The following is a 22,505-nucleotide window of genomic DNA, read 5'->3' as shown; positions in this document are numbered from 1 at the left end:
GGCCGCAGGAGGGGCCGCGGACCCGCGACTCACCCGGCCGCAGCGGCGGTCATCACGGACGGAGCCTCGTCGAGAGTGCGGATGAGGCGCGCGGGCACCCCTCCGTACACCGCGCCCGGTGCGAGGTCGCGGGTCACGACGGCGCCCGCGGCCACCACCACGTCGTCTCCGATGGTCACGCCGGGCAGGACGGTGACATGCGCACCGAGCCACACCCGGTCGCCGATCGTCACGGGGGCGCTGCTGCGGCGGTGGGTCACCCCGGCGGGTCCGACCTCGTGGGAACTGGTGATGATGGTGGTGAACATCGCGATATGGCAGTCCACCCCGATGCGGATCGGAGCCACGGCCTCGAAGTAGCACCACACGTTCACCGAGGTGCGGGCTCCGATGTGGATATCGCGGCCGCCCGTGAAGGTGCAGCGGGACTGGAGCTTCGGCGTCTGCACGTCGAATCCCCGCATGCGCAGGATCGCATAACGTACGGCCCTCGGACACAGCGCCGAGCCGGCGACGCTGTTCGTGATGAACGACTTCCATCCCCACGACAGGTCCTGGGCGACGCTCCGGGCCAAGTCCCGGACGGTGGCCCCCTCCGCCATGATGTTGTCGCCGGTCACGGGGTCGCCTTTCCGGCGGAGCCGATCGGGGTGTCGTCGAGCTGGTCCTCGGGGGTGAAGGACATCCAGTCGATGACCATCTCGTTGACCACCGGAGTGGAGGCGTCCGGGTCGCCCGGCCAGTTTCCGCCCACCGCGAGGCTGAACAGCGCGTGGGTCGGAGCATCGAACACCCAGCGACCGGGGATGGGCACATCCCACTCCTCGACATCCATCACGATCTGGTCATCGATCGCCATGATGATCCGGCCCTCGTGCTTCTCGACCGTGTAGACGTGGAAGTCGTCCGCGAGGGGTACCGGCAGGTCGTAACCCTCGTCCAGCGACCACCTGTCCGTGATCCCGGTCGGGCCATGGAGGTGATGGGCGCTGCGGCTCGTGGTGTTGGGCGTCTCGATGATGTCGACCTCTCCTGCGGCCGGCCAGCCGACCCGGTCGACGTTGTCGCCCAGCAGCCAGAAGGCGGGAAGAAGTCCCTGGCCCTCCGGAAGCTTGATGCGCGCGGAAAGTCGCCCATAGGTGAACGACCACTTGTCGTGGGTGGTGATCCGGCCCGAGGACGGCTGGCTGCCGTCCTCGGGAACGGTGGCGGTGATCACCAGGTTGCCGTCGCCGTCGAGTGCGACGGCGTCCGCGGAGTACTCCTGCAGCTCGTTGTTCCCCCAGCCGCCACCGCCGGTCTGGATCGTCCACACATCAGGGTTCGGCTTCTCGCCGGCAGCGCCGTCGAAGTCCTCGAACAGCACCGAGTCGTCTCCGTACCGCGGCCCGAGGAAGGAGAAGCCGGTGAACCACCACACGCCGGCGCCGACCAGCACTATCGCGAGGATTCCAGCGGTGATGCCCAGGGTCAGCCGGCGGCGCCGTCGTCGCCGCGTCTGTGCGGCAGGGGCGGCGCTTGCGGGGTCGGTGCGAGGCGCGGTCGCTGTCACGGGAGGAGTCCCTTCGGGTCGTGGCGGAGGAGGTCGCACGCGGCGGTGACCGCATCGCGCTCCCACAGCGAGCTGTCGAAGCTCAGCGAGATATTGAGGCGACGGCGCAGCACCGCGGTGAGCGCTGTGATGCCGTTACGGCCCGCAGGGTCCACCGAGACCCGCACGACCGCGTCGTCCGACGCCCAGGGAAGCGGCTCGAGGGCTCGGAGGAAGCCCATGTCGCTGAGGGTTGGGCTCGCTGCGGCGGGGACCGTGGTCGGCGCGCGGCGCCGCCATGCCTGGGTGGCGAGGCCCGAGGTGAGGGCGGCGAGCGGACGCCCGACATGAAGATCCCGATGGAAGCGCGACCCTGCGACGTCGATGCCCTGCCGCACCGAGACCGGGTGGCCGACCACGAAGTTTGCGAGCGTCGATCGTCCGGAGGGCAGGTACCGGCGCAGGTCGACGAGGATCGCGCCCTCGTCCATCACCGGGACTCCCGTGCGGCGCAGCGCCTCGTGCAGGGCGAACATCATCGCAAGAGTCGGCGGCACGCGCCCTCTGCTCCAGTCGGCGAGATCGCGGAAGGTCGCAGCATCCATCGTCCCTGTCACGAGGTCCAGGCGGCCGCCTGCGGCGGGCACCGTCGGACCCGAGTACCCCGGACGAGCGTCGGCCCACCGATCCCGCAGCAGCGCGCCGAGGCGGCTCGCATGGCGCCCGTACGTTGCGGACAGCGCGGCAGGGAGGGGGTCGCGGTCGTCCGCGCTCGCGAAGACGGCCGGGGTGCCCCGTCCGGCGAGCGCGCCGGCGGTGAGCATCACGCCGAAGAACCCGTCGCCGAGCCGGTGATCGATGCACAGCGACGCCCGATCCTCGCCCAGGAAGACCATAAAGGGCAGGTCGGGCGCCACGATCTCGCGCAGCCGCGGCAGGCCCGCGTCGCCCGTGCGCTCCAGGGGCAGCGGCTGGACCATCCGCTCGGCCTGCTCGTCGAGCCGGCTGCCGTCGTAGCGCCAGCGGACGCCCTCGAACGTGCGACCCGCGCGCGCGTCGGCGCCCATCCCGATGAGCGCTCGCACGGCCCGCACCACGGTAGCCCGCTCGGGCACGATCAGCGGCGCGAGCTCGACGCTGATCCGCACGCCGTCCGAGAGCAGGTCCCTGCCGGGGATCCTCCCCGATGAAACGCCGACGCGCTGCGGCTCGACGGCGTCGTGCCGGGCGGGCGTCGGCGCGCGAGGCTCTCGTGCGATGACCACGGCTACACCATGTCCGTGGCTGCGGCCAGGTCGGGTGCGAACTCGAGCGGAAGGTCGAGGTCGCCGAACCACGTCGCGGCATAGTTGGTGAGCTTGCCGTTGGCGTTGTCTATCGCGATGACCCGCCTGCCCATCTGCAGAGCGATGAGCATCGCGTGCAGTCGATCGGTGATGATCGTCTCGCCGGGGGAGAGGAGCGCGACACCGGTCGCGAGCCGCTTGGACGCGTCGGCGAACCAGCGGTCGGTCGACCGGTTCATCGTGCGGGTCACCGCGCCCTCGAACACCGTGCGGCTCAACCGCTGCCGCAGTCTGTCGGCGAACGTCATGGCGGGCCAGTCGACCGCCGTCTCTATGCTGCCGGGGGCGGCGCTCTCATCGTCACGACGCAGCAGATGCACGACCGCGACGGAGGGCGCCGCCGATTCGAGGCGCCCCAGCATGTGCACGCTGTCGGGTGCGAGGATCACGTTCGGCACGAAAGCGCTGACCGCGGAGAACGAGACCCGGTCTCGCACAGCCATGCGCAGGCGGCGTCGCGGAGCCATTCGTGACGCGAACGCGCGTCGATCGGCATCCGACTCGAAGTGCACCGACTGCGGCTCCTGGATGAGCTCGATCCGCGGATCGAGGCGCTCGGCGAGGCGATAGCGATGCTCGCTGTGCTGCGGGTACAGCCCGCCGAAGTTGCCGCCGCCCTGGATGGCGACGGGCCACCGCGATTCATAGACCTTGGGCGAGATCGTGCGCCACGAGTATGCGGCTTCCAGGCTGATCCCCGCCTGGCGCCAGAACTCGGCCTGGCCGAGTGCGATCACGGAGTCGCCGATGTTCTCGTAGTCCGGGAAGTCGGTGAGCACGAGCCGGTCGATTCCCCGGTGCAGCGCAGACATCGCGATGTACGAACGGCGCTGCATCCTGCTGATCGCGTCGTCGGTGTGCGGCATGCGCGGGTTCGTGTTCTCGATCGGCAGCGTCACAGGGAGGCCTCCACGGTGCGGCGGCCGCCGCGCAGGCGGCGGGTGAGGGCGGATCGCAGCGACGAACGCGTCGCCGCGTCGAGGGCGATGAAGTAGTACAGGGTGATCGCCGCGATCGCCCAGACGGCGCCGATGACGGGGATCAGGGCGGGCGGCGGGTCGAGCAGGCTCACCATGACCAGCGCGGTGGCCAGCGGTGCCAAGGTTCCGAACGGCAGCAGCAGGCAGCGGATCGCGAAGTCCTTGACGGTGAGGTCCAGACGTCTCAGCGCGATCGCGATGTAGAAGGGCTCCAGCAGGAGGATCGGGAGGGTGAGCCCCCAGGCGATCCCGGTGAGCCCGGAGATCGCACCCAGCGCGACCGCGAGTGCCGTTCCGGTGACCGCCCAGATGGTGTGGAGCATCGCGTACCCGCGCACCGAGCCCTGCGCGGTGAGGATGGGGACCGCGAGAAGGTGGTTGTTGTTCGCGAACATGGACAGCACGAGGATCTGCGCGACGACGGCTGCGCCCACGCCTGACGGTCCCAGCCAGACGGTCATGATCTCGGGCATGAAGACGACCACGGGCACGAGGACGACCGTCATCAACATGTTCGCGTAGCTGGTGCCTCGAAGGTACATCTGGCCTATCGATGCACCCGCCGCACCGCCTTCGCGCATCGACGCGGTCGGCAGGATCGCCGTCGCGAGCGAGTTCGTCACCTCCTTCACGAGGAGGTAGATGCGCTGGCCCGCGGCGTACAGGGCGGTGTAGGCGATCGGCAGCATGAGAGCGGTGAGGATGCCTCCCACCTGCATGATCACGACGCCCGCGAGGCCGAGGACCATGAGCTGGGCCGACATGGCGAACAGCTCGCGGAACACGCTCCACCGGAAGTCTCTGGGGCGGGCGGTGAGCTGCGGCGCTCGTCGGCGTCGCAGGACATATGTCGCAATGCCGAATGCGAGGATGCCGAGCACATCCACCGCTGCGACGGCGACGATCCCGATCCCCGCCCAGCACACCAGCACAGTCAGCGCGATGCGGAACACGGCGAGGCCGATGAGGAGGTAGTTGACATCGTTGAGGCGCCCGATCCCGGTGAGGATCTGCCGATTCGCGGCGAACGACAGCAGGATGAACACGTTGGCGACGCCGAGGAGCGCAAGGATCCAGGCGGTACCGGTCAGTTCCGGACTGAACTGTGTCCGGGGGATCGTGAGGGCGAACACCAGCCCGCTTGCACAGGAGAGGATGACGGCGGCCGCGAGGAAGAACACATTGCTCGCCGCGGCGACCCGGCGCATGCGGGCGACGTCGTTGGAGGGGGCCGCTACTCCGATGAACCGCGTGGTTGCTCCGCCGACGCCGAGGTCCTGCTGGAACAGCGCGCCGACGGCAACGGTCAGCATGTAGAGGCCGTACGCCTCCGCGCCGAATGCGGCGAGAACCACCGGGAGCAGCACCACGTACGCGATCATCGACGCGAAGCGCGCCGCGTAGGTCGTGATGACCGCGCCCGCGATCCCTCCCGCGCCGGCGGCGAGGTCGGGCTGGGCGCGGTCCTTGCGCTGAGCTGCGGCGTCGACCGGGGTACGCATATCAGCCCTGCCCTGGGGAGTCGGCGCCGAGCGTGAGATCGAGGCGGTAGACGAGGGTCTCGTCCGACTCGTAGACCAGTTCCCAGCGGGGGTCATCCTCGAGGAAGCCCTGGAATCGGTCGAGCGCCCCGTCGGGGAGGGTGCCGTAGTACGTGCTGTACGCGCGCATCTGCTCCGTGATGACCACCAGGGCGGGACGCTGCTCCCACACCAGGCTGTCGGTGAGGCGTTCCACGCGGCGCGGGTCGGCGAACTCCTCGTCCTCCCAGCCGGGCCACGACGTCAGCCACATGTCGATTCCGCTGTCGAAGAGCTGGTTCGCGCGGACGAAGTCGACGTACTCCGCGACGATCCGGCCCGGGGCACCGGGTGCGACGCCGATCGTGAGGGTGGAGGGATCCTCTTCCGTGAGCACCTGGGTGGTCAGCCGAACGGATTCGGGGGTGACGAGGTTGGCGAACCATCCTCCGTACGACGTCTGGATCGACCCCAGGGCCACCGTGGTCAGAATGGCCGCGACGGCCACTTGCGCTGCGCCCCGGGCGCGAGCCAGCCCGCCGCCGAGCATGCGTGTGATGACGGGAGCGAGGATGAGCATGCATCCGGGGATCGAATAGAGGAAGACGCGGAACATCGCCTCGCCGCCATACCCCTGGCCCAGGAGGATCAACCCCGGGGAGAAGGCGACCACGGCCGGCACGGCGATGTCACGCCACCTCTCGCGATGGCGGATGAGGCGCACCGCGACGACCGCTGCCGTCGACACCCACACGAGGCCGGTGATCCCCCGTGCGATCCACGAGTTGACGACCTGTCCTATGCTCGGGGCTCCCAGCACCTCGTTGCGCGCCGACGGCGTCAGGATGTTGCTGAGGAAGTCGAGGTTGATGAGGTCTCCGAACTTCACCACGACCTCGAAGTGCAGGAGCAGGTAGCCGACCGCGATCGCGGCGAACACCGCGACGAGGTATCGAGGTCGCACGCGTCCGAGCAGCGTGAGCAGCAGGGTCGCCGCCAGAAGCCAGTACGGCGTGAGCTGATGCGTCACGACGATGGCGGCGAAGATCGGCACCGCGACCCACGAGGCCGCCCGGGTGCGGATCGACGCCAGCACCAGAGCGATCACGACGATCCCGAGGGCGAAGGCGATGGCCTGAGGCGAGAGGTAGTCCTGCCCGACCCAGTTCGCCAGGTGCGCACCGAACGCCGCGACCAGCGCGATCGGCGCGGCATATCCGTAAGTGCGGGCGAGGAAGAACACCGCCGCGGTGAACGCGAGCTGCGCACCGACCGCGAACCACTGCGCGATGACGATCGTCTCCGACCCCGTGATCGTGTTCATCCAGGCGATGAGCGAGAAGGCCCCCGGCCAGTTGTGGTAGATGTCGGCCGTCACGTCGACACTGCCGAAGCGCTGGATGTAGTCGATCGGACCGAAGTGCTTGTACGTCCACGAGTAGAGCGGCGCATCGGTCGACACGGCCGTGGGAAGACGCATCATCAGGACCGTCGCGACGAGCGCGGCCCCGGCCGTGCGGATCGCTCCGGACGCGATCGCGACGCAGAATGCGATGGTCGCCAGCGCGATCGACACCGGGAAGAGCGGACTGGCCGCCGGGATCAGCCCGAACAGGTTCCACGGGGCGTCGTGAAGGGTGGGGACGGCGAGCGCCCAGGCGACGACGGCCACGAGCAGCACGATCGCCGCGGGCTTCCCGCCACGACGCGTCGCCGGCCGGTCCGTCGCCGCGGGGGAGATGAGGCGCGGTTCGGTGACGGTCATGCGCCCCTCCTCGTGACGAACGTCGCCAGCGCACCCGCACACGTCGTGGCGGCCGCCGCGAGCAGCCATAGTGCAGGTGCCCACCATCGGAGGTTGACGGTCGCGGTCGTGAGGAGGATCACCGCCGACAGGCCGAGTGCGGGTATCACGATCGGCGCGAAGTGCGCCGGAAGGGGCACCCAGGCCCGCACGAGAGAGCCGGGGCCGATCAGGATGAAGATCGCCAGGAAGGCGAAGGACACCCCCGCGGCGGTGGGAAGGAGAGCGAGCAGACCGAAGAGGCCACCCAGAGCGGCCAGCACCGACCACAGCCGTCGATCGAGGGCGAGGTCGCGCGAGGGCGGCCCGGCGAACGTGCCGGCGTCGCGCTGCGCCCGCCGCTCGGCGAAGTAGGCCGCGGGGCCGCCGATCACGCTGGCCAGCTCGACCCGGCCGATTCCCTTCGACTCCCGCGACAGCGTGGCGGTCACCGTCGTCTCGTCCACAGATGCCATGGGCTTGTTGACCAGACGTGCGAGAGCTCGCGGCGATCTCGCGATGGCCGCGCCGACGGTGCGGGGATCCAGTGCGACGGTCACGGCCCAGGCGCCGAATCCGCGGCCATAGCCGACGGCCTGAGCCTCCAGCGCCGCCAGGTCGTCTCGGTGCCGGTGCCAGACGACGGCGGCCGGGTTGACCACGATCGCCTGCCCGTCATAGAGCATGCGGAGGAACATGTCGAGGTCCTCGCCGCCCTTCGTGCGGGTGCCGGCGCCCAGGGCGGTGTCGAAGCCGCCGAGGGCGAGCATGTGATCACGGCGTACGGCGAAGTTCGCACCTGTGCCGAACTCGCCGACGCAGAACGGGAACATCGGCAGGTCGTCCGGCGGATCGCTCAGCCGGAACGTGCGTGCAGCGGTGAGCTTCGACCAGCTCACGCGTGCGTCGAACCACGCCTGCACGGCATTGCGCAGCTCGCCGCTGGGCACGATCCCGCTCACGCATCCCACGTCGTCGCCCCGCGCGAATCCCGCCGCGATCGCCCACAGCCACTGCGGGTCGACGATCACGTCGTCATCGGTGTACGCGACGATGGTCGAGGATGCCGCCTTGAGCCCGGCGTTGCGAGCGTGCGACAGCCCCGCCTTGTCCTCCCGCACATAGCGGAACTCGGGGAACTCGCCTCTCAGCAGATCGCGGGTCGCATCGTCCGAGGGCGCGTTGTCGACCACGACGATCTCGGTGAGCGGGTAGTCGAGGGCACGGATCGCGCCGAGCGACTCCCGCAGGAGCGCGCCCCGATCTCGCGTGCAGACGACGACCGTGATCGGTTGCGGAGCCGGACGTGCCGCAGGCGGGACGGCGGGCAGGCGATCGACGGCCTCCACCACGGCGGCGGCATCCGCCTCGCCGTCCACGACGGGGACCGCGATGTATCCGCGGACCGAGCCGTGATCGCGCACCAGGAGTCTGGCGCGATCGAACTGGTCGCCCGATTCCAGCACGATGCGCTCGGGTGCGCGGGCGAGGTCGGATGCCTCGACGAGACCCACCCACGTCGCGACGGTTCTGTCGACCGCGCCGTGAAGCGGCATGGCCGGCGGGAGCGTGAGAGTCGTCATGCGGGTGCACCTTTCGAGGGGAGGGGCGCGGTGCGGTCGGGATGTGCGTGGCGGAGGCCGACGATGCCGATCACCGTCAGCACGAGCGCCGCGCACACGACGGCGGTCGACGCCCCCAGCGCCCCCCACCGGGGGACGAGGAGGAGGACGAATCCGCCCAGCGTCAGCAACCAGACCGCGTTGCCCACGAGCACCGGGCGCACGCGGTGCCGCGCGCGAGACAGTGCCGACCAGACGTCGTAACCGGGCCGAATCGCGCTCGCTGCGGCGAGGATCCCGACGACCGCCATTCCATAGAGGGGCGGATATCCCCGACCGAGGAGAAGGAACATGAGGGGAGTAGCGATCGCTGCCGCCGCGCCGAGAGCAGCCACCACGAGCGACACCTTCAGTGCGTAGGAGTGGGCGAGTTCGGCGGTGTGCGCGAATGCGCCGACCGCGCTGCGGGCGAGCGCGGTGGCCACCGCGACTCCCACGAGGTCGAGGGCGAGGCTGAACTGGAAGGCGATGGCGAAGATCGCTCCTTCCACGGGTGAGGCCAGCGTGGTCACGAGGAACGAGAGCGACAGCCCCGCACACATCACGATCCCGACGGCGATGGCGTTCTGGAAGGAGAACCGGCGGAATGCCCGCGCGAGGTCGTCGTCCCACCGTCGCACGGATCCCGAGAGCCGATCGTCGACTCGGAGCGCCCGCGGAATCAGCACCGCGAGACTCAGGGCCGTCATCGCGATCGCGGGCACGATCGTGGCGAGGACGAGGATGAGGGGCGTCGCCGGCGCGGCGACGGCGAGCAGCGCGAGCAGGCCCAGCTTCAGCAGGTTGGCCGATCCGTTGACGATGAGCGTCGCGCGCGCGTCGGAGGCGCCGGCGAGCGCTTGGGCTTGCAGGTTGAACAGCGCCCACGCGACGGAGCACGCCGCAACCGCGCAGACGATCCAGACCGGCGGCAGCGCCGACGGAAGAAGGCCGGCGACCAGCGCGCCCGCGCCGATCCCCAGCACGAGGGCCAGCACCGCGGTGGCGGCGAGCGCGCGTCGGAGCGTCTCGCGGGCGGCAGGCCCGCCGAGGGGGAGCATGACCACCAGTGCGCTGCCGGGTCCGTTGGACGCCAGGGCCGCGGCGGCCATCACTGCGGCGAGCACGGATGCCTCGATCCCGAGCTGGGACTGAGGGATCCACACGGCCGCGAGCAGCCAGAACACGAAGCCCGAGCCCGCCGTCGCTGCGTACCCCGACGCGAGCCACAGGGAGTCGCGCGACACGCGCGCGCGGACGCTCGCGGCCGGTGCGGTCCCGTGTGCGCGGGCGGGGACGGTCATACGCGCGCCCCGTCAGCGAGCGGCGACCGCGCGGCGCCCGGCCGCACCGCGGCGAGGCTGCCCCACACATATCCCGACGCGGCGAGCGCGAGTGACACTGCGATCGCGAACGCGGGCACCAGACCAGCGCGGCCGCGCCGCAGCTCTCGCCACACGCCGGCGGGAAGGATCCGCGTCGCGTACGCCGACTCCGCGGCGAGCGCGTCCTGCCGGCCCACGGTGCGTGCGATCCCCGCCTTCGACAGCCCCTCGCACCAGCTGCGGTGCGCGACATAAGCCAGCCGCACGCGGTCTGCGCTCACGTGATGACGCACGTTCGCCGTCGGAGCGTACAGGATGGCGTGCGCCGGGTCGGCCTGGCGCAGCAGGATGCACGCCTCCGTCTCCTCGCAGCCGATCGGGAGCGCGCCGATGCGGCCGGTGTCGGAGTTGAAGCCGCCGATGGTGAGGAGCGGCTCGCGGCGGAACGCCATCGAGCAGCCCATCACATTGCGGATGGGTCCCGCCTCGGGAAGACCGAGGTAGCTGCACCCGACGATCCACAGCAGCTCCTCCGGGAGCACCGCCGGTGCCGGCCCGGGCCAGATCGGGCTGGCGCTGCCGCCCACCGCGACCACGCTCGCATCGGCGAAAGGGGCGACGAGTGCTTCCAGCCACCCGGGTTCCGCCACGGCGTCGTCGTCGAGGAACGCGACGACCTCACCAGTGGCCACCTGAAGGGCGGTGTTGCGCCCGCCGGAGAGTCCGCGGGGAGCGGTGTTGGACAGGACGATGAACTCCGGCCAGCGGGAGCGGGCTCGCTCCAGCAGCTCATCGTTGTGGTCGACGACGAGGATCGTCTCGTGCGACGGGGTCTGCGCGGACAGCGAGTCCATCGCGAGCACGAGTTGGTCCCAGCGGTCGAGCGTGTACGCGCAGACGACGACGCTGACTGACATGGCTAGCCGGCCGTGTTGACCGATTCCTCGAGGACGGGGGCGGGTGGCGCGGAGCGGTTCGGGCTCGCGGTCGTCGCCTCGCGCACGGACGGCGAGAACACGGGCGTGGTGGCGCGACGGCGCGTGCGGCCCCACCGGTTGAGGCGCTCGTCGAGCACGGTGCGCAGCACGCGCAGACCGTCGCTCACGGCATTGAGGTTGCTTTCGCCGTGGATGCGCAGCAGCTCCACGCTGGGCACCTCCACGACGGTGAGACGGTTCTCGGCGAAGCGGCAGTTGAGCAGCGTCTCGATCTCGAATCCGTCGCCCCACAGCATCTCGCCCTGGGCGCCGGCGATGTCGGGCGCCGGCAGGTCGAGCGCGGGCACGATGCGGCGCCAGAAGGCGTTGTAGCCGTAGCAGAGGTCGGAATACCTGGTTCCCAGGAGCACGTTCGTCAGGAGGTTGAGGAACTTGTTGCCCAGTCGTCGATGGAACGTGATGTCCTCGCTGCCGCCGCCGGCCATGAATCGGCTTCCCTTGGCGACGTCGGCTCCGCCGATCAGCGCGTCGACGAAGCGGGGTATCTCGTCGGCATCCGCCGAGCCGTCGGCGTCGAACATCACGATGATGTCGCCGGTCGCGCGCTCGAACCCGCAGACCAGGGCGTTGCCCTTGCCTTTGCGAGTCTGGGTGATGACGTCGACCGAAGGGCGAACGCGCCGTGCGACCTCCTGGGAGCCGTCGACGGAGTGTCCGTCGACGACGATGATCTCGTGCACGTCAGGCAGGAGGGGGAGGACGATCTCGAGGTTCTTGGCCTCGTTCCGGACCGGAACGATGATCGAGACCCGCGGGGAGGAGAGAAGTGGATCGTTGGACATGTGACGCCCTTCCATGGGGAACGGTGGAGCGGTGATTGTCTGTCCGACGCCAACGGGCTGGTCGCACCCGTCGCGTCGATGCGGTCCAGCACACCCCGTGTGACTCCGATCCGCTCGTGGGGGGAGCGGATCCGGTGGGGCTCGGTTTGCCGATTTCGTTCTTCTTCGAGCGTGACCACGTGGTGTTTCCATCGCGTGAACGCGGCACTGGATTCGGGTTAACGAGGGCGATTTCGTGTCCCCTCTTCGGGGGACATTCCCAGGTGATGGCATAAAATGTCCTCCGTTAGGTGGACAAGAGCGGCGCCGGGCACCATGGAGCGTGATCTCAGGATCGGCGTTCAGAATGGCTGACGATCACCACCACCCCGAGCGCCGATCGCCTCGGGTCACTTCACTCTGGGGGCGAGGACACGTGGGAATCTCGAAGAAGACGGTTCCGCAAGCGAATGACATGTGCGCGTGTGGCCACGCGTTCGAAGCGCACGAGCACTACCGCAAGGGCACCGAGTGCTCGATCTGCGATGTGAAGGCGTGCTCGGCCTTCTCCGCAGCCACCGTCGCGGAGTACTCGAACGCCCAGTGACGCGGACGGTGAACCGGCGCCATGTCAGGGCGCTCGACGACATCGATGACGCGCTCCCGGCCTCGATCCGCCGGCATCACCCGCATGCTGGGCGCATGGGCTCGCTCTAGACTTGACCCTCGTGGTCACCCGTCTGTCGCACTTCTTCCTCCGCACCCTCCGTGAAGACCCCGCCGACGCCGAGGTCACGAGCCACCGGCTGCTCGTGCGCGCCGGTTACATCCGGCGTGCCGCCCCGGGCGTGTTCACGTGGCTGCCCCTCGGCCTGAAGGTCAAGGCGAAGATCGAGGCGGTCATCCGCGACGAGATGACGAACGCGGGCGCGTACGAGGTTCACTTCCCGGCGCTGCTGCCGCGTGAGCCGTACGAGGCGTCGGGCCGGTGGACCTCCTACGGTGACGGCATCTTCCGCCTGCAGGACCGCAAGGGCGCCGACTATCTGCTCGCGCCGACGCACGAGGAGATGTTCACGCTCCTGGTGAAGGACCTGTACTCCTCGTATAAGGACCTGCCTCTCACGATCTACCAGATCCAGGACAAGTACCGCGACGAGGCCCGTCCCCGCGCCGGCCTCCTGCGCGGCCGCGAGTTCACCATGAAGGACGCGTACTCGTTCGACTACACAGACGAGGGACAGGATGCCTCGTACCAGTCGCAGCGCGACGCCTACGAGCGGATCTTCCAGAAGCTCGGACTCGAGTACGTCATCGTCGCGGCTGACAACGGCCTGATGGGCGGCGCCCGGTCGGAGGAGTTCCTGCACCCGACGCCCGTCGGCGAGGACACCTTCGTCCGCTCGGCCGGCGGCTACGCGGCGAACGTCGAGGCGTACACGACGACCGCGCCGGATCCGATCTCGCTGGACGGCCTCGGTGCACCGGTCATCTTCGATTCCCCCGACACGCCCACGATCCAGACGCTCGTGGATCATTCGAACGCGCACCTCGACGCTCCCGTGCCCGGCATCGCGGGGCCGGCGACCGCCGACGCGACGGAGTGGACCGCCGCTCACACGCTCAAGAACGTCGTGCTCGCCCTCACGCACCTCGACGGCACACGCGAACTCGTCGTCGTGGGTCTTCCCGGTGACCGCGACGTCGACGACAAGCGTGCCGAGGTGGCCTTCGCGCCCGCCGCCGTCGAGGCGGCGACCGAGCAGGACTTCGAGAAGAACCCGCTGCTGGTGAAGGGCTACATCGGCCCCTGGTCCGAGACCGGTCCGGTGCTCGGCGAGGAGTCGGCGACCGGCATCCGGTTCCTGCTCGACCCCCGCGTCGTCGACGGGACGGCGTGGGTCACCGGCGCCAACATCGACCAGAAGCACGTGCACACCCTCGTCGCGGGCCGCGACTTCACGGGCGACGGATTAATCGAGGTGGCGAACGTGCGTCCCGGCGATCCGGCGCCCGACGGCTCCGGGCCGGTCGAGCTCGCGCGCGGCATGGAGATCGGGCACGTCTTCCAGCTCGGCCGCTTCTTCGCCGAGACGCTGGGGCTCAAGGTCCTCGACGAGAACGGCAAGCTCGTGACCGTCACGATGGGCTCGTACGGCATCGGTGTCACCCGCATCCTCGCGATCATCGCGGAGCTCAACAACGACGACAAGGGCCTCATCTGGCCCGCGTCCGTGGCGCCGTTCGATGTGCACGTCGTCGCGACGGGCCGGGAGCCGATCGTGTTCGAGGTCGCCGAGCAGCTGTCGGCCGACCTCGAGGCAGCAGGTCTCGACGTGGTCTACGACGATCGCCCCAAGGTGTCGCCGGGCGTGAAGTTCGGCGACGCCGAGCTCGTCGGCGTGCCGAAGATCGTGATCGTGGGCCGGGGCGCCGCCGACGGCCAGGTCGAGCTCTGGGACCGCCGCACCGGCGACCGTGAGGTCGTTTCGGCGGCGGAAGCGGTCGCTCACCTCATCGCACGCTGAAGCGAGCACCGCCGGCCGTCTTCCGAGGGCCGGCGGCTGACCGCGGCGGATCGCCGTGACGAGATCGTTCACGAGTCGTCCACCGAATTCAGGCTCGGCGTGGCACTCTGGGCGTCATGGGCCCCAGCGACACCGGAACCATCCCGCATCCCGTGACCGAGGAGCTCCGCGCGACGATCGCCGCCGCGGGCATCACCGAGAGCACCGACCTCGTGGCGCGCATCCTCGCGACCGGCATCGGACTGGGGATCGACGACACCGAGCGTCTCGACCTCAAGATCACGTCCGCGGCGCTCAGCGAGATGCGCGCCGCGTTCCGTCTGTTCGCTCCATACCGGGGCATTCCCAAGGTCACGATCTTCGGCTCTGCGCGCACGCTGCCGGACGATGCGCTGTACCGGCAGGCGTCGGAGGCGGCCACCGCCCTCGCCGAGCGCGGCTGGATGGTGGTCACGGGGGCGGGCCCGGGCATCATGCAGGCGGCTGCCGAGGGTGCCGGCCCCCACAACTCGCTCGGCGTCTCGATCCGCCTCCCATTCGAGGAGAAGCCGAACGCGATCGTCGGCGAGAACGCGCGCAACGTGGCGATGAAGTACTTCTTCACGCGCAAGCTCATGCTCGTGAAGGAGTCGAGCGGCTTCGTGTGCGTCCCCGGCGGCTTCGGCACACTCGACGAGATGTTCGAGCTGCTGACGCTGCAGCAGACCGGAAAAGCGGATCCCACGCCCATCGTCCTGCTCGATGCGCCCGGCGGCACGTTCTGGTCGGGACTGCGTCGCTTCGTCGACGACCATCTGCTGCCGTCCGGCGTGATCTCCCCGGGCGATTTCGATCGGGTGCTGGTGACCGACTCCGTCACCGCGGCAGTGGACGAGCTCACCGGGTTCTACCGCAACTACGACTCGCTGCGGTGGGTCGGCAAGCGGCTCGTGCTGCGTCTGAAGGCGGAGCCGACGGATGCTGAGGTCCAGGCGCTGAACGCCGCGTTCGGCGACCTTGTCACCGAGGGCGAGATCGAGCGGCGCGGGCCGGTCACGGTCGAGGTGGAGGACGACGACAAGCTCCACCTGCCCCGCCTGGTGCTGCGGCTGAACCAGTTCCGGGTGGGGGAGCTGCACCGCCTCATCCGGGCGATCAACGCGCTGGAGTCCGCGCCGGCCGCCTGACGTCTTGCACCTCGGACGCACGGTGGCCGCGGCATCCGCTCGATGAGCCCGTTCTCATGTCCTCGTCGCCGGCCGTTCACCTCGGGTTCCTGCCGGCGTCGCCCCACGGGACGAGGCTGGCGCCACCCACGCCAGCCCGCTGTCATGCATGCCGAGAGGACGCTCGTGAGCATCATCGAAGGATTCCGCCGTTCCCTGCCCATGGCCGACCACGCACGAGGCAAGCGCCTCGCCGTGACGTGCCAGTACAAGTGCGCCAACGCGTGCCTGGGTCCCGAGTGCAACTCGTCGCACAACGAGACGTTCCAGGAGGTCGCCTCAGCCGCGCTGTCGCGCCGTGCGCTGCTCGGACTCGGCGCGGCCGGCGCAGTCGCCGTCACCGTCGGCGGGCTGCGCGGGCAGACGCCGCTGTCGGGCCCGGGGTCGTCGGGCGTCGGGGGAGCAGGGGGGGCGTTTGCACGCCCCTCGGGTGGAAGCCTGCCGTTCGATCCGATCGCGCCCGTGAACCGTCTGGTCGACGAGTTCACCGTGCCGGCGGGCTACACCTGGCGGCCGATCATCCGCTGGGGCGACCCGCTCTTCTCGAACGCGCCGGTCTTCGACATCAACGCTCAGTCGCCCGCAGCCCAGGCTGTGCAGTTCGGCTACAACTGCGACTACCTCGACATCGTCGCCGATCCCAGCGGCAAGACGGGCGTACTGGTCAGCAACCACGAATACGTCAATCCCGAGATCATGTTCGCGCCCACCAGCGACCCCGCCGAGCTGCAGCGCCGCGGCGACATCTACAAGGCCGCGCAGGGAATGTCGGTCGTCGAGATCACCCGCAAGCACACCGGCGAACCGTGGTCGTACGTCGTCGACGGCAAGCGCAACCGCCGCCTCACGGTCGAGACGGTGTTCGAGCTCACCGGCCCCGCCGCGGGCAGCGACCTCGTGAAGACGGCCGCCGACCCCGAGGGGCGCTGGGTGCACGGCACGCTGGGAAACTGCGCCGGCGGCACCACGCCGTGGGGGACGATCCTCTCGGGCGAGGAGAACTTCAACGGCTACTTCGCCTGGGCCGCCGACACCGCCGCGCAGAAGCGCTACCAGGCGTCGCCGTCGACCTCCACCTCCACCGGCTGGGACAAGTACGATCCCCGCTTCGACGCGCACAATGCCGACTACGTCAACGAGCCGAACCGCTTCGGCTACATCGTCGAGATCGACCCGCAGGACCCGACCTCGACCCCGCGCAAGCACACCGCGATGGGCCGCTTCAAGCACGAGGGTGCCAACGTCATCGTTGCCGAGGACGGCCGCGTGGTCGCCTACATGGGCGACGACGAGCGCAACGACTACCTGTACAAGTTCGTCTCGAAGAACAAGATCTCGGGCTCACGCAAGAAGAATCTCGAGCTGTTGAGCGAAGGTGACCTGTTCGTCGCGAAGTTCTCCGGCAACTCGCCCGCCGGCGAGATCACCGGCACCGGAGCCCTCCCCGCCGACGGGAAGTTCGACGGGGGCGGGGAGTGGAAGGCCCTCACGCAGAACGGGGAGTCGGTCGTTCCGGGCTTCACCACGGAGGAAGTGCTCGTGTACACGCGTCTGGCGGCGGATGCTGTCGGCGCGACCAAGATGGACCGACCGGAGGACGTCGAGCCCAGCCCCAAGACGGGCAAGGTCTACCTCGCGCTGACGAACAACTCGGCACGCTCGGTGGCGACCCTCAACGAGGCGAACCCCGTGACCGGGAACCGCTACGGGCACGTCGTCGAGCTGACCGAGACCGCCGGGCAGGCGGGCACGACGTTCGGCTGGAGCATCCTTCTGCTCTGCGGCGACCCGGCGGTGTTCGCCAACTCGTACTTCGCCGGCTTCCCGAAAGAGCTCGTCTCGCCGATCTCCTGCCCCGACAACGTCGCGTTCGACTCGGCGGGCAACCTCTGGATCTCCACCGACGGGGCCCCGAGCACGATCGGCTACAACGACGGTCTCTTCCTCGTGCCGCTCGAGGGCGCCGAACGGGGGCACGTGCAGCAGTTCCTCTCGGTGCCCCGCGAGGCCGAGACCTGCGGCCCGGTCATCCACGACGAGGAGGGCCTCGTTTTCGTCGCGGTGCAGCACCCGGGTGAGGGCGGCACGTTCGCGGCGCCCACATCGCTCTTCCCGGACTACGGCTCGAGCGCGGCAGGGGCTGTGGCGACCGCGCCGCGCCCCTCTGTCGTGCAGGTGTACCGCGGCTGACGCCCGTCACGGAGTCGAAGCACCGCCCCGCCTGGTTCGTCCAGGCGGGGCGGTGTCTTCGATGCACTCCGCGAGCGAGGTCGCCACCATGAGCAGGATCGAACCCGTGACGGCGAGACCCTCGGACGCCGTGAACGCGGCGACGGACGCGGCGTCGGATTCAGGGCGGACGTCAGCAGCTGACCCTGCCGTGCGACATGGTGTCGTCGGGGGTGTCCCTCGTCACGAGCGCCTTGAGCATGCCCGCCGCGGTGACCAGCTTGCCGTGCCGGGGCTCCCAGAACTCGCATTCGACCGGCGTGACCCTCAGCAGGACGATGCCCGGCGTGTCGAGCCCGTCCTCGAACCAGATGTCGAGGCTGGGGGAGTACAGCTCCTTCATCTTCGCCTCGTCGCGGACGACTTCCGCGCGGCCGGCGACGGACACATACCGGTGTCCCTTCGAGTCGAGGTACGACAGGCCGACGTCGTGCTGTGGATCGGCCTGGCTCTCCGCGACCTTGGCCGTGCCGGCGAGCGTGAAGAACCAGATGTCGCCGTGCTCGTCCATCTGGCGCGTGCTCATCGGGCGGCTGACGAGGTTCCCCGACGAGTCGCGGGTGGTCAGCATCGTGAAGTCGATGTCTTCGACGAGTTCCTTGACCCGCGCGATCGCTTCGGGGCCGGTGACGAGATCTTCCTCTGTATCGGTCATGCCGCCAGCTTCCGTCGCGTGCGGGAGACGCGCCAGGGCATTGACAGCGCGGATGCCGCACCATACCTCCGCCCGCCCAGCGGCGGATTGCTCACATCCGCGCGAAGCGTGCGCGGGCGACGGTGAAGGCGGCGTATGCGAGGAAGCCGACGCCGATCGTCCAGGCGAGCGCGGGGCCGAGGGGAAGGGCCAGCATGGCGTCGACGGCGCCGTCGAGGCTGCCCGCCGTGTCGGCGTCGGTCAGGAACGCGGAGACGGTGAGCAGCGCGCCCAGACTGAACAGGGCGACGCCCTTGGCGACGAAACCCGACACCCCGAGCACCATCACCCACCGCCCTGGCGCGCCGTCCGGAATCCTCATGCGCGCGCGGAAGCTGCGCCGCACGCCCATCGCCACGAAAGCGATGCCGGCGATCGCGATGACCAGGCCGATGCCCGCCAGGACGATGGAGCCACCCGGTACGCGCAGCAGGGCGCGGCTGGCATGCTCGGCGGTCTGGTCGGCGTCCGGTCGGGCGCCGATCGCCACGGCCGCCGAGATCAGACCCAGCGCGAGGAACACCGCGGCCTGCCCCCACTCGGCGAGGCGGCGTCCCCATTTGCGAGCGGCCCCCTTCGTATCGCCCGACCGATCCCGGGCCAGAAGCCCCTCGGCGGCGTGCCACACCCCGAGCGCGCACAGCCCGATCGCGATGAGCCACAGCACGACGAATCCCGCAGGCGCAGCCGCAACGGCCTTCATCGCGCCCGCCTGGTCTCCTTCGCCCTTGCCGCCCGACGCGATCACGATCACGATGACGCCGATGAGTGCGTGGATGAGGGCGTTCGCCACATAGCCGGCGCGGGCGACGACCTCGAAGACGCTGCTCGACTCCGCACCGAGGGCGAGCTGCTTCGCGTTGCTCTTCACTCGCCCACCCGCCGTCATCCCCCTCACGCTAGACGGCTGCCGCGCCGCTCGCGGGGGCTTGACGGCGGCCCGCATCCGTTCCTCCCAGAGAGGCGGTCCTATCTTGGGGGGATGATCCGCGAGGGCCGTCGACCGTCGGCGACCGGCTGGAGCATCGTCCCCCGCCTGGTGCGAGGGGCCCCTCCGGTCGTGCTCGTCGTCGTCGGCGCGCTCTCGCTCCTCGTCGGCCTCCTCATCGTCACGCGGCCGCTGACATCCCTCGTGCTGCTGACCGTCTACGTCGGGCTCAGCGCGGTCTTCTCCGGGGTTGCGCGCCTGTTCGCCGCGCCCGAGACGCCCCTGTGGTCTCGAGTGATGTTCGGCGGCCTGTGGATCGCGCTGGGCCTCGCGATCCTCTTCGGTCTCGGCCGCACGCTCGAGCTTCTGCCCGGGATCATCGCCGTGCTCCTCGTGCTGGGCGGCCTGGCGTCGCTCTACGACGCGGTGTCGCGCGGCAGTGCGAGCCAGCGTGTGCTCGCCGGGGTGTGGGGCGGCACCCAGATCGCGTTCGGCGTCCTGTCGTACGCGTGGCCCGACGTCACGGTCCTCCTGGTCGCCGTGATCTTCGGTGTGCGCACGATCGTGTTCGGGGCGACGCTGCTGGTCCGGGCGGTGCGCGCCTTCGTGGAGGGAAGGCGTTCCGTGCCGGCGACGGGGCTGCCCGCAGCATCCGTCCCCGCATCCGCGTCCCCGAGACGCCGCCGGGCCCGCGCCGCATGGCTGGCCGCGGGGCGCTACGCCCTCTCGGCGCTGCTGGTGGGGCTGGCGATCGGCGGGTGGTGGGCGAACTCGTGGTTCGAGGACGGCGCCCAGGTGGTGGACGCGTTCTACGACCCGCCCGACGTCGTGCCGTACGACCACGGGCGTCTGATCCGCAGCGACGACTTCTCGGGTCAGAAGCCCGCCGGCGCCGATGTGCGCCGCATCCTGTACACGACCCGCGACGCGAACGGACAGCCGGCGGTGGCCAGCGCGCTCGTGATCATCCCCCAGGACCCGCCCCCCGGCCCGCGACCGGTCGTGGTGTGGAACCACGGCACCACCGGCGTCGCGCGAGGGTGCGCGCCGAGCCTGCGCGACGCGTCGGCGACGAAGTGGGCGATCCCGGGACTCGACCGCGCGATCGCCAACGGCTGGGTGGTCGTCGCTTCCGACTACTCGGGCCAGGGGGCGCCCGGCGTGTTCCCCTACCTCATCGGCCGGGGCGAGGCGCGATCGTCGCTCGACGCCGTGATCGCGGCTCGGGAGCTCGAGGGCCTCACTCTTTCGAGCCGGACCGCCGTCTGGGGGCACTCGCAGGGCGGGCACGCGGCGCTGTGGACCTCGCAGATCGCCGAGGAGTACGCACCCGAGCTCGACGTGCGCGGCACCGCGCTGCTCGCGCCGGCCGCCGAGCCTGTCGCGCTCGCGGAGGAGCTCACCAGCGGCGACGCGAACGCCCTGCTGTCCATCCTCATCTCGTGGGTGCTCGTGCCGTACGCCGACACGTACGACGACGTCGACCTCACCCGCTACATCGCACCGGGCTCGGAGGCGATCGTCCGTGAGATGACGCAGCGCTGCCCGACGGAGCCCGGCGTGATCGTCTCGGTCGCGACCGCCCTCGGCGTCTCGGAGGACCGCCCGCTGTACGTCGGCGACCTCACGGCAGGGGCGCTGGGCCGCCGCCTCGACGACAACACGCCGAAAGGTCCGTGGACGCAGCCGGTGCTCATCGCCTGGGGCGACGAGGACGAGGTCATCCCGCCCCACCTGCAGAAGGAGCTCGTCGACCGCCTGTGCGCGGACGGGAACCAGGTGCGCACCCTCGAGTACCGGGGTTACGACCACCTGCGCACGCTGCTGCCGGGGTCGCACTTCGTCCCGGTCCTCATCGAGTGGACCGAGGCCCGGTTCCGCCGATCCGACACGCACGTCGACGACTGCCCGAGGCTGTGATCGAGGCGCGCCCGGGGCGGCGCCTCGGGGTGCCGCGCGACGTGGAGCGCGCTCGCAGAACCGCCGGGCGCGGCATCCGGTAATGTTGGAGGGTTCCGGCGCGCGTCGACGTGCTGGTGAGAGCTGAATACGGAGGCCACTGTGGACATCGATCTCGGACTGCTGCGGACTGTCGAGCGCGAGAAGGAGATCCCCTTCGACGAGCTCGTGCGCATCATCGAACAGGCGATCCTGACCGCCTACGCCAAGCACACCTCGCCCACCGGCGAGCTGCCGGCGGGGGCGCGCGCGGAGCTGGACCGCAAGACCGGTCACGTTGCCGTGTTCATCCCGCTGCTCGACGAGGAGGGCGCCGTCGTCGGCGAGGAGGAGTCGACCCCCGAGGACTTCGGCCGCATCGCCGCCTTCGCGGCCAAGCAGGTCATCAGCCAGCGACTTCGCGACATCGCCGACGACGCTGTGCTGGGGGAGTTCCGTGGCAAGGAGGGCGACATCGTCGCCGGCATCGTGCAGCAGGGACCCAACCCGCGCATGGTGCACGTCGACCTCGGCACCGTGGAGGCGATCCTCCCTCCCGAGGAGCAGGTGCCCGGCGAGGACTACGCGCACGGCGCGCGCCTGCGCGTGTACGTGACCTCGGTCGCGAAGGGCACCAAGGGCCCGCAGATCACCGTCTCGCGGACGCATCCGGGACTCGTCCGCAAGCTGTTCGCGCTCGAGGTGCCCGAGATCCCCGCGGGTCTGGTCGAGATCGTCTCGCTCGCGCGCGAGGCCGGCCACCGCACCAAGATCGCCGTCAAGGCCAACGACCCGTCGATCAACGCCAAGGGCGCGTGCATCGGCGAACTCGGCCGTCGTGTGCGCGCCGTCACCGAGGAGCTGGGGGGCGAGAAGATCGACATCGTCGACTACGACCCTGAGCTCGCCAAGTTCGTGGCGAACGCGCTGTCGCCCGCGAAGGTGACGTCGAGCTTCATCCTGGATGCCTCGAACAAGGCCGTGCGCGCGCTCGTGCCCGACTACCAGCTGTCGCTCGCGATCGGCAAGGAGGGCCAGAACGCCCGCCTGGCCGCGAAGCTCACCGGCGCGAAGATCGACATCCAGCCGGACTCGATCCTCGAGGAGGGGTGACCGGGGGCGGCCCCGGTCGCCGAGT

18 protein-coding genes are annotated in these 22,505 nt (G+C 69.9%); 5 read left to right on the top strand and 13 right to left on the bottom strand.

The genetic code is table 11. The features are described 5' to 3' along the window. Nucleotides 1-29: 29 nt before the first annotated feature. The 11 genes from JNB61_RS20390 to JNB61_RS09115 all read right to left on the bottom strand — a co-directional run bounded on the left by JNB61_RS20390 (nucleotide 30) and on the right by JNB61_RS09115 (nucleotide 12,529). Nucleotides 30-620, bottom strand: a complete 591-nt coding sequence (locus JNB61_RS20390) for an acyltransferase (RefSeq protein ID WP_308289082.1) — start codon at nucleotides 618-620, stop codon at nucleotides 30-32. After that, a complete protein-coding gene (locus JNB61_RS09160; RefSeq protein WP_220288083.1) occupies nucleotides 617-1,552 on the bottom strand; it encodes a glycoside hydrolase family 16 protein in 936 nt (311 codons plus the stop codon). The genes JNB61_RS20390 and JNB61_RS09160 overlap by 4 nt, the downstream gene beginning before the upstream one ends. Next, nucleotides 1,549-2,796 (bottom strand): hypothetical protein, encoded by a 1,248-nt coding sequence (locus JNB61_RS09155; RefSeq protein ID WP_220339412.1) that lies wholly within the window; start codon nucleotides 2,794-2,796, stop codon nucleotides 1,549-1,551. The genes JNB61_RS09160 and JNB61_RS09155 overlap by 4 nt, the downstream gene beginning before the upstream one ends. Nucleotides 2,797-2,798: 2 nt before the next feature. Further along, the gene (locus tag JNB61_RS09150; RefSeq protein ID WP_220288081.1) at nucleotides 2,799-3,776 is read right to left on the bottom strand and encodes a polysaccharide pyruvyl transferase family protein; all 978 of its coding nucleotides are present in this window, start codon (nucleotides 3,774-3,776) and stop codon (nucleotides 2,799-2,801) included. Continuing rightward, the gene (locus JNB61_RS09145; protein ID WP_220288080.1) at nucleotides 3,773-5,359 is read right to left on the bottom strand and encodes an oligosaccharide flippase family protein; all 1,587 of its coding nucleotides are present in this window, start codon (nucleotides 5,357-5,359) and stop codon (nucleotides 3,773-3,775) included. The genes JNB61_RS09150 and JNB61_RS09145 overlap by 4 nt, the downstream gene beginning before the upstream one ends. Nucleotide 5,360: 1 nt before the next feature. Beyond that, nucleotides 5,361-7,142, bottom strand: coding sequence for a hypothetical protein (locus JNB61_RS09140; protein ID WP_220339411.1), 1,782 nt, complete (start codon nucleotides 7,140-7,142; stop codon nucleotides 5,361-5,363). Beyond that, nucleotides 7,139-8,743 carry a glycosyltransferase family 2 protein gene (locus JNB61_RS09135; RefSeq protein WP_220288078.1) on the bottom strand — a complete coding sequence of 535 codons (1,605 nt, stop codon included), beginning with the start codon at nucleotides 8,741-8,743 and terminating at the stop codon, nucleotides 7,139-7,141. Before JNB61_RS09135 ends, JNB61_RS09140 begins: the two co-directional genes overlap by 4 nt. Next, nucleotides 8,740-10,065, bottom strand: a complete 1,326-nt coding sequence (locus tag JNB61_RS09130; RefSeq protein WP_220339410.1) for a lipopolysaccharide biosynthesis protein — start codon at nucleotides 10,063-10,065, stop codon at nucleotides 8,740-8,742. Before JNB61_RS09130 ends, JNB61_RS09135 begins: the two co-directional genes overlap by 4 nt. Then, nucleotides 10,062-11,003 (bottom strand): glycosyltransferase family 2 protein, encoded by a 942-nt coding sequence (locus tag JNB61_RS09125; RefSeq protein WP_220339409.1) that lies wholly within the window; start codon nucleotides 11,001-11,003, stop codon nucleotides 10,062-10,064. The genes JNB61_RS09130 and JNB61_RS09125 overlap by 4 nt, the downstream gene beginning before the upstream one ends. Nucleotides 11,004-11,005: 2 nt before the next feature. Beyond that, on the bottom strand, nucleotides 11,006-11,866 hold the full coding sequence (locus tag JNB61_RS09120; RefSeq protein WP_159845189.1) for a glycosyltransferase family 2 protein: 861 nt from the start codon (nucleotides 11,864-11,866) through the stop codon (nucleotides 11,006-11,008). Nucleotides 11,867-12,358: 492 nt separating this feature from the next. Continuing rightward, nucleotides 12,359-12,529 (bottom strand): hypothetical protein, encoded by a 171-nt coding sequence (locus JNB61_RS09115; RefSeq protein ID WP_220339408.1) that lies wholly within the window; start codon nucleotides 12,527-12,529, stop codon nucleotides 12,359-12,361. A 44-nt stretch (nucleotides 12,530-12,573) separates the two neighbouring features. Here JNB61_RS09115 and JNB61_RS09110 point away from each other — a divergent pair, with 44 nt between their 5' ends. The 3 genes from JNB61_RS09110 to JNB61_RS09100 all read left to right on the top strand — a co-directional run bounded on the left by JNB61_RS09110 (nucleotide 12,574) and on the right by JNB61_RS09100 (nucleotide 17,768). Beyond that, nucleotides 12,574-14,373, top strand: a complete 1,800-nt coding sequence (locus JNB61_RS09110) for a proline--tRNA ligase (protein WP_220339407.1) — start codon at nucleotides 12,574-12,576, stop codon at nucleotides 14,371-14,373. Between the two features lie 116 nt (nucleotides 14,374-14,489). After that, nucleotides 14,490-15,539: an LOG family protein gene (locus JNB61_RS09105; protein WP_220339406.1), complete on the top strand. Its 1,050-nt coding sequence runs from the start codon at nucleotides 14,490-14,492 to the stop codon at nucleotides 15,537-15,539. Between the two features lie 201 nt (nucleotides 15,540-15,740). Further along, nucleotides 15,741-17,768, top strand: coding sequence for a PhoX family protein (locus JNB61_RS09100; RefSeq protein WP_220339523.1), 2,028 nt, complete (start codon nucleotides 15,741-15,743; stop codon nucleotides 17,766-17,768). A gap of 172 nt (nucleotides 17,769-17,940) precedes the next feature. Here the strand turns inward: JNB61_RS09100 and JNB61_RS09095 are convergent, their stop codons facing one another. Then, nucleotides 17,941-18,462 carry a pyridoxamine 5'-phosphate oxidase family protein gene (locus JNB61_RS09095; RefSeq protein ID WP_220288073.1) on the bottom strand — a complete coding sequence of 174 codons (522 nt, stop codon included), beginning with the start codon at nucleotides 18,460-18,462 and terminating at the stop codon, nucleotides 17,941-17,943. Nucleotides 18,463-18,553: 91 nt separating this feature from the next. Beyond that, a complete protein-coding gene (locus JNB61_RS09090) occupies nucleotides 18,554-19,372 on the bottom strand; it encodes a DUF1206 domain-containing protein (RefSeq protein WP_308289081.1) in 819 nt (272 codons plus the stop codon). Nucleotides 19,373-19,483: 111 nt separating this feature from the next. On the opposite strand from JNB61_RS09090, the gene JNB61_RS09085 reads away from it, so the two are divergent. Together JNB61_RS09085 and nusA are read left to right on the top strand one after the other, a co-directional pair. After that, the gene (locus JNB61_RS09085; RefSeq protein WP_220339405.1) at nucleotides 19,484-21,349 is read left to right on the top strand and encodes a lipase family protein; all 1,866 of its coding nucleotides are present in this window, start codon (nucleotides 19,484-19,486) and stop codon (nucleotides 21,347-21,349) included. Nucleotides 21,350-21,490: 141 nt separating this feature from the next. Further along, entirely contained in the window at nucleotides 21,491-22,480 is a 990-nt protein-coding gene (gene nusA, locus JNB61_RS09080) for a transcription termination factor NusA (RefSeq protein WP_159845172.1), read from the top strand. The last annotated feature ends 25 nt before the right edge of the window (nucleotides 22,481-22,505 follow it).

The sequence above is a fragment of the Microbacterium ureisolvens genome (assembly GCF_019511645.1).
GTDB lineage: Bacteria > Actinomycetota > Actinomycetes > Actinomycetales > Microbacteriaceae > Microbacterium > Microbacterium ureisolvens_A.
Note: the sequence above shows the minus strand (reverse complement) of the source record. Positions and strands in the feature narration are given on the sequence as shown.